This window comes from Paenibacillus chondroitinus NBRC 15376, assembly GCF_004000765.1.
Classification (GTDB): domain Bacteria; phylum Bacillota; class Bacilli; order Paenibacillales; family NBRC-103111; genus Paenibacillus_E; species Paenibacillus_E chondroitinus.
Genome location: NZ_BILW01000023.1, coordinates 73,466 through 88,067, shown reverse-complemented (window position 1 = coordinate 88,067; position 14,602 = coordinate 73,466). Strand labels below are relative to the sequence as shown.

General features: G+C 48.1%; 14 protein-coding genes. All 14 read left to right on the top strand.

Features of this window, described 5'->3' with window-relative positions:
* Position 1: 1 nt before the first annotated feature.
* The 14 genes from PCH02S_RS22935 (at position 2) to PCH02S_RS22875 (ending at position 14,599) form a co-directional block, all read left to right on the top strand.
* Positions 2-1,240, top strand: coding sequence for an MFS transporter (locus tag PCH02S_RS22935; RefSeq protein ID WP_246069216.1), 1,239 nt, complete (start codon positions 2-4; stop codon positions 1,238-1,240).
* Positions 1,241-1,291: 51 nt separating this feature from the next.
* Positions 1,292-2,449 carry a serine hydrolase domain-containing protein gene (locus PCH02S_RS22930; RefSeq protein ID WP_127456415.1) on the top strand — a complete coding sequence of 386 codons (1,158 nt, stop codon included), beginning with the start codon at positions 1,292-1,294 and terminating at the stop codon, positions 2,447-2,449.
* A 162-nt stretch (positions 2,450-2,611) separates the two neighbouring features.
* Positions 2,612-2,968: a DUF3870 domain-containing protein gene (locus PCH02S_RS22925; RefSeq protein WP_127456414.1), complete on the top strand. Its 357-nt coding sequence runs from the start codon at positions 2,612-2,614 to the stop codon at positions 2,966-2,968.
* 123 nt (positions 2,969-3,091) lie between these two features.
* On the top strand, positions 3,092-3,916 hold the full coding sequence (locus PCH02S_RS22920; protein ID WP_127456413.1) for a M55 family metallopeptidase: 825 nt from the start codon (positions 3,092-3,094) through the stop codon (positions 3,914-3,916).
* 21 nt (positions 3,917-3,937) lie between these two features.
* Entirely contained in the window at positions 3,938-4,870 is a 933-nt protein-coding gene (locus PCH02S_RS22915) for an ABC transporter permease (protein ID WP_127456412.1), read from the top strand.
* 3 nt (positions 4,871-4,873) lie between these two features.
* The gene (locus tag PCH02S_RS22910; RefSeq protein WP_127456411.1) at positions 4,874-5,791 is read left to right on the top strand and encodes an ABC transporter permease; all 918 of its coding nucleotides are present in this window, start codon (positions 4,874-4,876) and stop codon (positions 5,789-5,791) included.
* Between the two features lie 5 nt (positions 5,792-5,796).
* A complete protein-coding gene (locus PCH02S_RS22905) occupies positions 5,797-6,843 on the top strand; it encodes an ABC transporter ATP-binding protein (protein ID WP_127456409.1) in 1,047 nt (348 codons plus the stop codon).
* A 31-nt stretch (positions 6,844-6,874) separates the two neighbouring features.
* Entirely contained in the window at positions 6,875-8,518 is a 1,644-nt protein-coding gene (locus tag PCH02S_RS22900) for a peptide ABC transporter substrate-binding protein (RefSeq protein ID WP_127456407.1), read from the top strand.
* 74 nt (positions 8,519-8,592) lie between these two features.
* Positions 8,593-9,525, top strand: a complete 933-nt coding sequence (locus PCH02S_RS22895; protein WP_127456405.1) for a S66 peptidase family protein — start codon at positions 8,593-8,595, stop codon at positions 9,523-9,525.
* 12 nt (positions 9,526-9,537) lie between these two features.
* The gene (locus tag PCH02S_RS22890; protein WP_218033175.1) at positions 9,538-10,641 is read left to right on the top strand and encodes a dipeptide epimerase; all 1,104 of its coding nucleotides are present in this window, start codon (positions 9,538-9,540) and stop codon (positions 10,639-10,641) included.
* Positions 10,642-10,661: 20 nt separating this feature from the next.
* Complete coding sequence (locus PCH02S_RS22885; protein ID WP_407670119.1) at positions 10,662-11,582, top strand: C40 family peptidase; 921 nt, start codon at positions 10,662-10,664, stop codon at positions 11,580-11,582.
* Between the two features lie 60 nt (positions 11,583-11,642).
* Positions 11,643-11,765: a hypothetical protein gene (locus tag PCH02S_RS36750; RefSeq protein ID WP_268597584.1), complete on the top strand. Its 123-nt coding sequence runs from the start codon at positions 11,643-11,645 to the stop codon at positions 11,763-11,765.
* Positions 11,766-12,323: 558 nt separating this feature from the next.
* Positions 12,324-13,538 carry a branched-chain amino acid ABC transporter substrate-binding protein gene (locus PCH02S_RS22880; protein WP_127456401.1) on the top strand — a complete coding sequence of 405 codons (1,215 nt, stop codon included), beginning with the start codon at positions 12,324-12,326 and terminating at the stop codon, positions 13,536-13,538.
* Between the two features lie 74 nt (positions 13,539-13,612).
* Complete coding sequence (locus PCH02S_RS22875) at positions 13,613-14,599, top strand: branched-chain amino acid ABC transporter permease (protein WP_127456399.1); 987 nt, start codon at positions 13,613-13,615, stop codon at positions 14,597-14,599.
* Positions 14,600-14,602 lie beyond the last annotated feature (3 nt).

The window sequence follows — 14,602 nt, the reverse complement described above, 5'->3', positions numbered from 1 at the left end:
TATGTCAGTAATCGGAAGACTGAAAGATCACCCGTTCGGCGTCATCAAAGCATTCAGCTTTATTTTATATGGCGCCTTCGCGATTTATAGTGCATTTTTCCCGTTGTACTTGAAAGAATTAGGCATTTCTAGCGTAGCGATAGGCTTGCTGCTGGCCGGCGGGCCTATTCTTTCGTTATTCGCCAATCCGTTCTGGGGCTATTGGAGCGACCGTTTGTCTAATGTAAGGCGCATTCTGATCATTCTCCTGATTGGCAGCTTTCTTAGTCTGCAAACGGTCTTTTTTACAAATTCTTTCCCGTTCCTTGTCACTTTTTTACTTGTTTTTTTCTGCTTTCAGAGCCCTTTATTTGCTCAATCCAATAGCCTTATTTTGGAGGCGATCGAGCATACGAATCATAAATTTGGTTCTTTTCGTTTATGGGGGGCGCTCGGTTGGGCGTTGATGGCCTTAGCGACAGGTCCTGTGATGGAGTGGCTGGGCATTCGGGATTTGTGGAAAGTATGCGGCGTCATGATGGGGTTAGCCATTGTGTTCGCTTGGATGCTGCCTCAGGCTCAAAATAGTGGGAAGCGGGAGTCAGGCAGCTCAATCCAAAGCGGCAAGAAAGGTAATTATCTGCAAATTATGAGTGATAAATGGTTTCTAGTCTTCATTCTGATGGGAATTCTTATTTCGATTCCGAATGCGATGAACAACACATTTGTCTCTATTTACATGTCTGAACTGGGCGGGAATAGCTCCTTGATCGGATGGTCCGCATTTTTTGCCTCTATATTTGAAATCCCGGTTTACTTGCTGTTCGACCGTTTTTTGCGAAAAGACCGTAGAAGTATGTTTTTCTGTCTGGCGGCTGTTAGCTTATTGTACGCGCTGCGCTGGTTTCTGATGGCAGCGGCGACATCGCCGTATCACATCCTTTTCATCCAAGCGTTAAATTCCATTACGTTCGCCGGTTATTACTATGTGGGGACTCAGTTGACGGCATATTTGATTCCGCCGGCATTCAGAGCGTCAGGGCAAGCGGTTTATGCTTTGAGTTGGGGAGGCTTGTCCGGTATGGTTGCCGGGATCGCCGGGGGCTTGATCTTCCAGGAACTAGGCGCGCATGCCATGTATACGATCAGTGCGATGATGGCGCTTATAGGTGTAGCGGGGTTCACTTCTATGTTCGTGATTGCCGCTAGAATGGAAGTGCGCCAAAAAAATGCTACACAGTACGAAAAGACTTTATTATAATGGATTTATAAGAATCAAATCTTTGACAAATCAGGTCGAAGGAGGATCTCCTTGAATTCTTTGGATGAACAGATTCAGCGGGTGATGGACAAGCATCGAATCGTTGGATTGGCTGCCTCCGTGATGCGTGAAGGGAAACAGATTTGGAGTACGGGATATGGATGGGCGAATGTCGATAGACGCATCCCTGTTACATCTCGAACAATATTTCGCATCGCTTCAATCTCGAAGACGGTGGTTGCGACTGCGATAATGCAGCTTGTCGAGCAAGGCTTATGCGGAATCGATCAGGATGTGAGCGAAATACTCGGATTTCCGGTGCGCAGTTTCAAGTATCCGGAAACGCCGATAACGCTCAGGATGATCATGACGCATACTTCGGGACTGCAAGATGAATATGTTCGTTTTGTCGTTGATTCGCGCAATGAGAATTCACCGAAGATTCGTCTTACGGATCTTCTTCTTCCAGGCGGGACTTATTACACCGACAGCCTCTGGGGAGATGGACGGCCGGGAGATCCGGATTACTTCGAATATTCAAATCTGGGGGCTGTCATTCTAGCGACGGTGGTGGAGCGGCTTTCGAATGAACGATTTGACGAATACTGCAAGAAGCATCTGTTCGAACCGCTTCAGATGGATGATACTAGCTTCAATATCGCGGATTTGAACGACATGGACTCTGTCGCTGTGCTTTATGAATATTCAGCGGCCGATGAGCGATTTATCGCAAGTGCGGATGATTTTCGCGGGGAGAAACCGGAAGCCATCGATTACAGCGGCTATGTGCCAGGCACTAACGGAGCGTTATTTAGTCCACAAGGCGGACTTCGCACAAACGTAGATAATTTGACTCGATTTATGGAAGCGCATTCTAATGGCGGTAAATTGAACGATGTTCAAATCCTGAAGCCGGAAACTGTGGATCTGATGCACGCGCCGCATTGGTCGGGGCACCGACAAGAGGGGTTTTTCCGCAATTGCGGACTCCAGTTCCAGATCACGGACGATTTGCTCCCGGGACACCAACTGATTGGGCATTCCGGTGACGCGTATGGGCTGCTAAGTGACATGTATTTTCATAAACAGGAAAAGTGGGGCTTCATTCTGCTCATTAACGGGGTTATTCAGAGTAAAGGGAGAGGCGTATATTTTGAGGCGGAAGAAGAGCTTGCGCAAGTATTGAAGACTGCTTTCCTCGGATTGTGAGGGAGAGAAAGAGATTCGATATTTACATATTTACAACATGTTATTTCGATGTTAGTATATATTACATCATTAGTGTTCTAGCTTCTGGCGGTCGTAGGAGACTCTATCTCTCTCACATCCCGCTCAGAAATCGAACGGAATGCTAATAAGGAGAGTGGTCGTTTGGTCTACGACAAAGATACAATTTACATCATCGGCGACGCGCAAGCTTCTGTGAACAATCCGATTACCCAACAGTTTAACGCCTTTTTTATTGGTCTTGTTGTCGATACGGCAAGCCATAAAATTGTTGATGCAGGATGTTCATCCACCATACCGCTCACATCGGATTTTGTCCGCTCGATTTTCATTGGACACAATATGCTTCTCCTTGATGTGGTGGCGGAGGAAATCCGCCAGAGATATCACGGATCATCTCAGAAGGCCCTTATCGTAGCGTATAAAGACGCACAAAAAAAATACAAATTAGCACTTAGCGGCCGGGAAGAGCTGGGATTTCAATCTTCCGGTACAGTGTAAAGCTGCTTTATTTATCCGTATGGCAACATACACGTAAATAAAACCCAGCAAATGGTTTCTTGGGACACAGGTTCCTGGGGCTGTTTGCTGGGTTTTTGTTACTCACAAACCTGGAGGCGACCTATGAAACTTTATATTTCCATCGATATGGAAGGGATAACCGGACTTGTTGATAACACGTTTGTTGATTCCAGACAGTACAATTACACGCGCGGGCAGCACATCATGACGGATGAAGCAAACCATGTCATCAGATCCGCTTTTGATGAAGGCTGCAAGGAAGTCATTGTGAATGATAGCCACTCCAAAATGAATAATCTGCTTATCGAGAAGCTGCATCCCGAAACGCAGTTGATATCAGGTGATGTGAAGCCTTTTTCCATGGTGCAAGGATTGGACGCTTCCTTCTCTGGCGCAGCTTTTCTAGGTTATCACACGAGAGCGGCGACCAAAGGCGTCCTCAGCCATACGATGATTTTCGGCGTTCGGAATATGTATATCAATGATAGAGTCATTGGCGAACTTGGGTTTAATGCTTATGTTGCCGGCCATTATGGTGTACCTGTTCTACTGGTCGCTGGGGACGATGAAACCGCCATTGAGGCGGAGGAGCTGATTCCAGGTGTTACGACAGCCATTGTGAAAAAACGGATATCGCGAACTTCGGCCATGTGTTTGACCCCCGAGAAAAGCGGACTGCTGCTTCAGGAAAAAACAAAGGAAGCGTTGGCTAACGCGGGCCGAGTGAAGCCGCTTGTGCCGCCGGATCAGCCGGTGCTGAAGATTGAATTTGCCAACTATGGCCAAGCGGAGTGGGCTCATCTGATGCCGGGTACGACCATAGATGATAACAGTCCGACTGTCACCTTTCAGGCGAAAGACATTCTTGAGGCGTACCGGGCGATGTTGGTGATGACGGAGTTGGCGATGAGAACGGCATTTTGTTAAAAAGCGAAAGTAGGTGATGGCGTGACACAATATATTCTTCGTCGATTTATCTCCATGATTGTCACACTGTGGCTAATTATTACGGTTACTTTTGCATTGATGCACGCTGTTCCGGGGTCGCCCTTCGAGAAAGAGGGCAAGAGTTCGAATCCGACGGCGGTTCAGAATTTAATGGAATTTTACCATTTGGACCAACCTGTCACGACACAGTACCTGCTTTATTTAAAATCACTGCTTTCCTTGGATCTTGGACCTTCCATCGGGCATTTTCCCGATACCGTTAATTCCATGATCTCCCGGGGATTTCCGGTTTCGTTTAAGCTGGGAATCGTATCGATCCTCATTTCAATCGTTACCGGTATTGCGCTAGGAACGGTCGCTGCACTCCGGCAAAACCGTATGGTCGACTATCTCGCCATGATCTTTGCGGTTATCGGCATAGCAGTGCCGAACTTTATCGTAGCTACTTTGTTGATTAAATATGTGGCGGTCGAATGGAAACTCCTTCCGGTAGCTACTTGGGGAACATGGAAGCATGTTATTCTTCCGGCGCTTGCCCTTTCTACCGGACCGCTTGCGATCATTGCCAGATTGACGAGAGCGAGCATGTTGGAGGTGCTGACTGCCGACTACATCGAAACGGCGAGGGCGAAGGGGTTGTCGCCCGCGACAATTGTTATCAAGCATGCGCTCCGAAATGCGGTCCTTCCGGTCATCACTTTGCTTGGGGCTCTGGTGGCCAATGTTCTTACAGGGAGTTTTGTGATTGAAAAGATTTTCGCGATCCCGGGAATGGGGAAATACTTCGTTGATGGCATTAATAATCGCGATTACTCGCTCATTATGGGGACGACCGTATTTTATAGTGCGCTGCTCGTTGTGATGATGTTTCTGGTGGACGTGGCCTACGGGCTGGTTGACCCCCGCATCAAGCTGCACAGGAAGGAGGGGTAAGCGATGAGCGTGCCGGATTCCTTATTTGTTCCAATGGTCAATAACAAAGGGACGGCGGAAGCGATCGTTCGAGTACGGCTGTCGTTTTGGCAGGAAGCTTGGATTAGATTGCGTGCCAACAAATTGGCCATGGCGGGGCTAATGATCATTATTGTGATGGCGCTGCTCGCGATAGTCGGACCTCATCTTACAGACCAAAGCTATTCGAAGCAGGTGCTGCTGGATGCCAACCAGAAGCCGTCGGCGGCTCACTGGTTCGGTACGGATGAACTGGGGCGCGATGTCTACGCCCGAATCCTTTACGGGGCGCGTATCTCCCTATTTATCGGCCTAATGGCGGCTTTCATCGATCTGGTCATCGGCATCATCTATGGTGGTATCGCCGGATACTTGGGCGGACGAATCGATAACATCATGATGCGGTTCGTTGATCTTTTGTACGGAATTCCGTATCTGCTCGTAGTTATCTTGTTGATGGTTGTTATGGGACCTGGGCTGTTGACGATCATTGTAGCCTTAAGCGCAACGGGCTGGATCGGAATGGCGCGAATTGTGCGAGGGCAGGTGCTCAGCCTGAAATCTTCGGAGTATGTGCTGGCGGCAAGAACGTTAGGTGGAGGCGCAGGATACATCATCCGCAAGCATTTGCTGCCTAATGCTATCGGCGTCATTATCGTACAAGTGACGTTTTCAGTGCCCTCCGCCATTTTCGCGGAAGCGTTCCTAAGCTTTCTCGGCCTGGGTATTCAGCCTCCCTTGGCTAGCTGGGGCGTTATGGCCAATGATGGTCTGTCGACCATTTTGTCGGGGCAATGGTGGCGGTTATTTTATCCGGCGTTTTTCATATCGATTACGATGCTTGCTTTTAACTTGGTCGGTGATGGCTTGCAGGATGCTTTTAATCCGAAAAGGAGGAGGTAGCCGTGGTGAAAACAACGAACTCGCCCGACGTTATATTGGAAGTGGATAATCTGCACGTCTCGTTCACCACGCATGGTGGAGAAGTGAAGGCGGTTCGCGGCGTCAGTTTTTCGTTAGGAAAAGGAGAAACGTTGGCTATCGTAGGCGAATCCGGCTGCGGCAAAAGTGTAACGGCACGCAGCGTGACACGTCTTCTTCCCGAGCAAAGCTCGAAGATCAGCCAAGGCAGCGTTCGGTATAAGGGAAGGGAACTGACCGAGCTTAGCGAAAAGCAGCTGAGAGAGCTAAGAGGCTCAGAAATATCCATGATTTTCCAGGATGCCATGACGGCGCTGAATCCCACCATCTCCATCGGTGAGCAGATTATGGAAGGGATTATTCGTCATCAAAAAATATCACGGGCAGAAGCTCGTAAACAAGCTACGGAGATGCTGGGGTTGGTTGGCATTTCTAATCCTGAGATGCGCTTGAAGCAGTATTTACATGAGTTTAGCGGCGGGATGAGACAACGGATTATGATTGCCATCGCTGCGGTTTGCAAGCCTTCGGTGCTAATAGCGGACGAGCCGACTACCGCGCTCGATGTCACCATTCAAGCGCAAATCATTGAGCTTTTCAAAATGCTTCAGAAGAAAACCGGCGTGTCCATCATCATTATCACACATGATCTTGGTGTTGTTGCGAATATGGCCGATCGGGTCAATGTGATGTATGCCGGCAAGGTGGTTGAATCGGGCACCGTGGATGAGCTGTTCTATAACCCGCAGCATCCCTATACGAAAGGGCTGCTGGCCTCTATGCCGCGACTGGACACGGACAAGTCGCTTCCGCTTACGCCGATTGCAGGAACGCCGCCGGATTTGTTTGCTCCACCGCAAGGCTGCGCATTTGCAGCGCGCTGCAGTTATGCCATGGAAGTGTGCGGTGTCTATCAGCCGGAACAGACTGCCGTATCAAGCGGCCATTCCGTAGCCTGTTGGTTGCAGGATCCGCGCTCTCAAGTTGTATTCCAGCCGTCGATTCAAAGAAATAACATGACGGCTCTAGGATAAATAAGACGATGAATGAAGGGGAGAAGTGCTCATGAAAAAAGTATCAGCATTGCTAATCAGCTCCGTATTGGTAATAGGTACGATGCTTGCCGGGTGCAGCAAAGATCCAGGTTCCGGAACGCAAGCGTCTGGAGCCAGCCAGACGGAAGCGGCCAAAGAAACGAAGTCCAAGGTCCTCCTCTACAACAATTTAAAAGAGCCGACATCTCTCGATCCTCCGAAAGGATTTGACCAAGTGTCTTACGACGTTGTCAATAACGCCTTCGAGGGGTTGACGCGCCTTGGCAAAAACCAGACGCCTGAGCCGGCGATGGCCAAAGAGTGGAAAATCACGCCGGATGGGAAGAAATATACCTTTACGCTGCGCGACGGCATAAAATGGTCCAACGGAGATCCGGTGAAAGCTGCCGACTTTGAGTATGCGTGGAAGCGTCTGCTAGATCCCAAAACAGCTTCCGATGCGGCATTCCTTGCCTATCCGATTGAAGGCGCAGAAGCTTATAATTCCGGCAAGGGATCGGCGGACAATGTGAAAATCAAAGCGTTGGATGACAAAACGCTGGAGATTACTTTGACACAGCCTGCTTCTTGGTTGGTGGGCATGGTATCCAGTCCTGCCTTTTTCCCGGTGCATAAGGCGACAGTGGAAGGAAACGCCAAATGGGCGGGTGAAGCGGCTACGATCGTAAGCAACGGACCGTTCAAAATTACGGAATGGAAGCACGATAGCGAGCTTACAATGGTAAAGAACGATCAGTACTGGGATGCCGCAAATGTAAAATTGTCCGGCGTTACTTTTAAAATGATCAATGATACGAACACGGCTTACCAACTCTTCACGACTGGCGAGCTTCATACGACGGGATCCATTCCGGCTGACATGAGCGACAAATTGTTCGCGGATAACAAAGTGAAAGTGGAAGATGCCGCAGGTACAGCGTTCTATCGTTTTAATGTAAAAATGGCTCCATTCGACAACGTCAACATTCGAAAAGCTTTCGTTGCGGCTGTAGACAGACAGAAGCTTGTAGATTTGGTGCTGAAGCAAAAGCAGAAGCCGGCAGACGGTTATGTATCTCCGGGGCTTAACGATCCTGCTGGGGGAGATTTCCGTAAAGTAGGCGGCAGCCTGATCAAATTTGATGCGGGAGAAGCGAAAAAGCTGCTGGAAAAAGGAATGCAGGAGGCCGGATACTCGAAGCTGCCTGAAGTAACTTTGACGTATAACACAAATGATGTTAGTCAACGGATTGCCCAAACGCTGCAAGCGATGCTCAAGGATAACCTCGGTATTGATGTGAAACTGGCAAACAAGGAAGGTAAAGTACTGACTACGGAGCAAAAGAATCTGCAGCTGCAGTTGTCCCGCTCATCCTTCCTGCCTGACTTTGCAGATCCGATCAACTTCCTGGACGGTTTCCAATCAACGAATCCTTTCAGCCGTACAGGGTGGGTGAATCCTACCTATGATAAATTGATCAAAGATGCCTATGTAGAAACAGACGAGGCGAAAAGATTCAAAATGATGCATGATGCGGAGAAGATTCTGATGGATGAAGCTCCGGTTCTACCGCTCTACTTCTACAACTCGACTTACTTGCAAAGCGATAAATTGGAAGGTGTCGTTAGACATGCTTTCGGTTTCCTGGACTTTAAGTGGGCGGATTTGAAATAAAGTTGGAAGACGGAGGGGTGCACCGTGCAAGGGGTACTTCTCCCTTTTTCATGCAGGAAAGGAGATGGGTAATCATGGCTGAACTCATAAAGCCAAAGCGGCTAAGTCCTGGCGATACAGTAGGCATTATGGCGCCGGCGTGCTGGGTGGATACAGAGCAGGTGAAAACCGCCTCAACCGTTTTGGAGAAAATGGGGCTGCGAGTACGGCTTGGAGATACTTTGAATAAGAAACATGGTTATCTGGCGGGGACGGATGAGGAGCGGGCAGGGGAATTAAATGCTATGTTTGCCGACCCTGGTATTAAAGCTATCATTTGTGCGCGTGGCGGCTACGGTACAGGAAGAATTGCGGATTTGCTGGACTATGACCTGATCCGCGCTAATCCGAAGATTTTTTGGGGATATAGTGATATTACTTTTTTACATGCTGCCATTCGTCGATTTGCGGGTTTGGTTACTTTTCACGGCCCCATGTTGATTGATCTGGGCAAAGATGAGCTGCATCCGCTCACGGTTCAGAATTATGAAACGTTACTTCGTCCTTCCGTTCTTCGGTATACCGAAGAGATTTCCCCGCTCCAAACGTTAGTTGAGGGAGAGGCTGTTGGACATATCGTTGGAGGAAACCTTTCTTTAATCGTGAGTACGCTAGGGACGCCTTATGAGTTGGATACAAAGGGTAAACTTCTATTCATTGAAGATATTGACGAAGAGCCTTACAGAGTGGATCGTATGTTAAATCAGCTCAAGCACGCAGGGAAATTTACGGATGCTGCCGGCATATTGATTGGCGATTTTCATAACTGCGAGCCGGATAAACGGAAAGTGTCGTTCACGTTAGAGGAAGTTTTTCATCATCATATCGTACCTGCCGGGAAGCCGACATTATCCGGATTCAAGATTGGCCACTGCTCTCCGAATATTGCAATTCCCTTTGGTATTGGGGCGAGGATGAGTACTTACGAGAAGTTGCTGGCATGTACGGAACCCGGTGTAGAGGCATAAGGAGGCAAATTCATGAGCATGATTCAAAGTGTTGAAGTGATGCGGCAGTCGACACCGCTTAAGAAACCATTTAAAACGGCATTGCGTACCGTGTACAGTACGGAATCTATCATTGTCCGAATTCAGAGCGATGACGGCAGAGTTGGTTGGGGGGAAGCCCCCGCGACCATCGTTATTACAGGTGACAGCCTGGATAGTATCCATTCGGCAATTGTACATACATTCACACCGTTGTTAGTGGGCAAAAGCTTGCTGGCCTATGAACGTATTCTGCAGGAGATTCATCAATCGATGATCGGGAGCAGCAGCGCTAAGGCGGCTGTGGATATGGCGATCTATGATTTGGTTGCGCAGCATTGCGGTTTGCCGTTGTATCAGTTCCTTGGCGGTTATAAGGATCAGATTGAAACGGATTTTACGGTTAGTGTCAATTCCCCTAAGGAAATGGGAGAAGATGCGGTTCGTTATGTGCAAGAAGGCTTCAATGTATTGAAGATTAAAGTTGGTAAGGATGACATTCTCGAGGATATTGAAAGGATCAAAGAAATTCGCAGGTGCATTGGCAGCAGCGTGAAGATCCGCATCGATGCGAATCAGGGATGGCAGGTCAAGGATGCCATTCGTACGATACGGCGTATGGAGGATTTGGGTCTGGACATTGAGCTGGTTGAACAGCCGGTGAAAGCGGGAGACATCGAAGGGCTGAAGATGGTGACGGATCACGTAGAAACCCCTATTATGGCAGACGAAAGTGTATTTTCACCGATTCAAGCCTTCGAGGTACTGAAAAGCCGTGCGGCGGATTTAATTAATATTAAGCTGATGAAATCCGGAGGAATATACAAAGCGCAAATTATTAATCATATTGCAGAAGAATTCGGGGTCGAGTGCATGGTGGGCAGTATGATCGAATCCCGTGTGGCTGTGACGGCCGCCGCTCATCTTGCGGCCAGCAAGAAGAACATCACCCGTTGTGATTTCGATGCGCCTTTAATGATGCTTCAGGATATTGTAGTTGGCGGTGTGAAGTATGATGGAAGGGTCATGACCTTTCCGAAAGCATCCGGGCTTGGCATCTTGGATGTGGTGCACAGCCAAAGTCCAGTGGGGTCGTGAGTATGGAGGTGAATATGAGAGTGCCGGTACGGAAGATGGTCGCTGTATCTGTTGCAACCGTATGGTCAAAGCCGGATTCGCCGCGTCCTGTTGATGAAGCGGCATTAAGGTGTCCAGCCGATATGAGAGAATGGCTGGGGAATATGACACTTGGCGATAGGTTGGATTTGTGTCTGGCGAACCGTGTTCAGACGCAGATTCTTTATGGGGCATCTGTTCTTGTTATGGAAGAAGTGGAGGGCTGGAGCAAGGTGCTTATCCCTCAACAGGGAACGCGCAAGGATGACTTGGGTTATCCTGGATGGGTGCCAAGCTGCCAGTTGGTTGATGAATCGGATGTCCCTCTCGGCTCGAAAAGAGCGGAAGTGATTTCCGATAAAGCATGGTTGTATAAAAGTCCGTCCCAACAGTTGATTGAGTTGAGCTATCTGACCTCTCTTCCTGTACTGGAGGAAATGGAGAAGCTGGTGAAAGTGCAGACACCGGAAGGGGCGGGGTATCTGAAAGCGGATGATATCCGCTTGATTGATGGCCCTGCAGCTTCGTCGTATGCAGGAGTAGCTGACATTGGGCAAGGGATTGTGGAACAGGCGAAGAGGTTCCTGGATCTGCCTTATTTATGGGGAGGCATGTCTTCCTATGGTTTTGACTGTTCCGGTTTTGCGCATACCATGCATAGATATTATGGGATTTTGATTCCTCGGGACGCCTCGGACCAAGCGAGGCAGGGAACTCCCGTTGAGAAGGAACAGCTGGAAGCGGGGGATTTGCTCTTTTTTGCCCATGATGAAGGTGAGGGTGCTATTCACCATGTAGGGATCTATGCAGGGGACGGACAGATGATTCACTCTCCTGAAACTATCAGTTCTATTGAGATGGTGGATTTGAAAACGTGTAAGCTCGCCAAGGAGCATTGTGTGTCTAGGCGGTATTGGAAGTGACATAAAAAAGCGCGTAAGATGCTGATCTTATGCGCTTTTTTTGTGTTGTAGGGGGTGGTTGTGGCGGCTAACGGACCCAGAGGACTCTATTTGCTGTTTTTGGAGCATGTTCAGCATCTAATGGACTCAGGAGCCGTTATCGGTGCTGAAAATGCCGAAAACAGCGGCAAAATCCATACATAACGTTATCTCAGTCCGTTAGCTGGCCGGATCAGTCGAGTATGGCGGAATAACGGCTACTGAGTCCGTTACGGAACTTTGGCTACTTTGGTGGGGAGGTGTTTGTGTCACCGTTGGTCTCATGCGGAGGTTTGTCGGTTAAGTCACTTTTGAAGGTGGAGGTGTGATGATGGAAGAGTGGTTTGCGGTTGATTTGCTATGGGTGAATGGGGTGAGTTGGATAACTGCATTGGTAGAGTGGTCTCATGCGGAGGAACTGCTATTGATAAAGTTTATAGCGCTCTAACTGGACTCATGATGCTAAAAATAACAAAAAATAGTAATTTAATTACCTTTAATGTTATGTAATATAACACAAATTAACCTAAACTATAAAATTACTTATTTATATGTTACTTTAATTGACATAAACTATGAATTTTAATATGATAAATTAGGAAGGTTCACGTATTGAAAGTGCCGATGGAGTAGTTTTTGTACGAATTTCGTAGCTTAAATCGAAGTTCTGAATGCTGCTATATCGGCATTTTTGCGTACCAAATTATCTGAGGAGGATGTTTCATGATTTTGAAAAAGACGGCTCTACTGATCTCAGTATCGGCTCTTGCCATTAGCGTGTTGGCAGGATGCGGAAATGAAACAACTTCTAGTACTGCTACAGGAACAACTACACCCAGCAGCACAGTCACGAAGAGCGTCATCAAAATTGCTACTCAGTCGCCTTTATCAGGAGGCAGCGCCGTTCAAGGAGAAGCGATCAAGCTAGGCGCCCAAATGTCCTTGGATGACCACAAAGAGGAGTTCGCCAAATTAGGCTTTGATCTTCAATTGGTCCCTTATGACGATCAGGCAGATCCCAAAAAAGGCGTTGCCAATGCCGAGATCATTAGTGCGGATCCAGCCATCCTCGGAATTGTCGGGCATATGAACTCGGGCGTGGCAATCCCCTCCTCCGTTGTTTACGAGAAGAACAATATCGTTATGGTGTCACCGTCGAATACAGCGACGGAGGTAACGGACCGGAATCTGAAGGTTGTGAACCGAATCGTTGCAAGGGATGATTTCCAAGGTCCTGCTGCGGCTGATTATGCTTTTAAAACAGTGAAAGCCAAAAATATTTTCGTCATTCAAGATAAAACAGCCTACGGCCAAGGTTTGGCGGAAGCGTTCAAAGACGCGGCGACGAAGCAAGGAGCCAACATAGTAGGCTACGAGGGAATTACCGTAGGGGAGAAGGATTTCAACGGAGTGCTGAACATTGCGCTGAGCAAGAAACCGGATTTCGTATTCTTCGGTGGTTTATATGCTGAGGGCGGTTTGCTGATCAAGCAAGCTCGGGACAAAGGAATAGCGGCGCCTTTCATGGGGGCTGACGGTTGGGACACGCAAGGCCTGGTTGATGTAGCCGGCGATAAAGTCAAAGATGCCTTGTACGCCTCCATCTCAACGGATATTACGAAATCGCCGGAGGGCATGAAATGGGCGGATCAATACAAAGCCAAGTTCGGCAAAGCCCCAGACGGATACTCCGCATACGCTTATGACTGTATGACGATCATTCTTAACGCAATTAAAGCCGCGAGCAGTGCAGACGGAGGAAAAGTGCCTGCCCGCGATAAAGTTCGCGATGCGGTGCGCGCCACCAAAGACTTCCAAGGCGTGGCAACGAAGGTCTCTTTCGACGGCAAAGGTGACAATACATACGCCAAAGTATTTATTTACAAATTCGATGGCCCGAAATATCCAGGCACGATGATTTCTGAAGTAGGCAAGTAAATTTAAGTAAAGAGGTATGTGCTTAGGGAGATATACCTCTTTACGTTTTATTTATCAGCGAAAGGAGAAGCTCAATGATCCTTAACATCCTGCACGCACTCCCCCAAGTATTGATCGACGGGCTTGCTTTAGGAGCTATTTATGCGGTCGTTGCCTTAGGATATACCATGGTTTACGGCATTCTGGAACTGATCAATTTTGCGCATGGTGAAATTTTTATGACTGGGGCATTCGTTGGAACAGGGGTCTTATTCCTTTTCCAATCGACAGGATGGCTTGGCGGAATGCCGGGATGGGTCGCCTACGTTCTGATTCTCGCTATCGCCATGCTGGTTACGGGATTGCTCGGGGTTGGTATTGAACGAATTGCTTACAAGCCTCTGCGAAAAGCACCCAAGCTCATCTCGCTGATCTCCGCGATTGGTGTATCCTTCGTAATTCAAGATATCGTTCGTTTTATTTCCGAATTGCGCACAGGAAACTACATCATTAGCAGTATTACGTTATTCGATAAAAGCATGACCATCGGCATATCATCTCTTAGTTCTTGGTTCGGTGACGCATCTTTGAAAACCAATACGGTCATTATCATTGGAGTAGCAGTTCTTTTAATGATCGGCCTTGACTTTTTTATTAACCGTACCAAATGGGGAGTCGCCATGCGAGCGGTCGCGCAAGACCGGGAAACGGCTTCGTTAATGTCGATTAACGTGAATAAAATCATTATCCTGACTTTTTTTATCGGATCCGCTTTAGGTGGGGCAACAGGGGTTCTATTTGCGCAGCAATACGGTACAATCGATCCATTTATCGGCTACATATTAGGGTTGAAAGCGTTCACGGCAGCTGTTCTTGGAGGTATAGGAAACATTCGGGGAGCCATGTTTGGCGGATTGGTCATCGGCGTTCTCGAGATGTTTGCCTCGTCGAATCTGGGTTTACTGACGGGGGGCAGCTTCGGTTCAGAGTATAAAGATGTGTTTGCTTTTATGATTCTTATCATCGTATTAATTTTTAAGCCGGAAGGCCTGTTTGGCAAAGCCGTCAAGGAGAAAGTGTAGGTG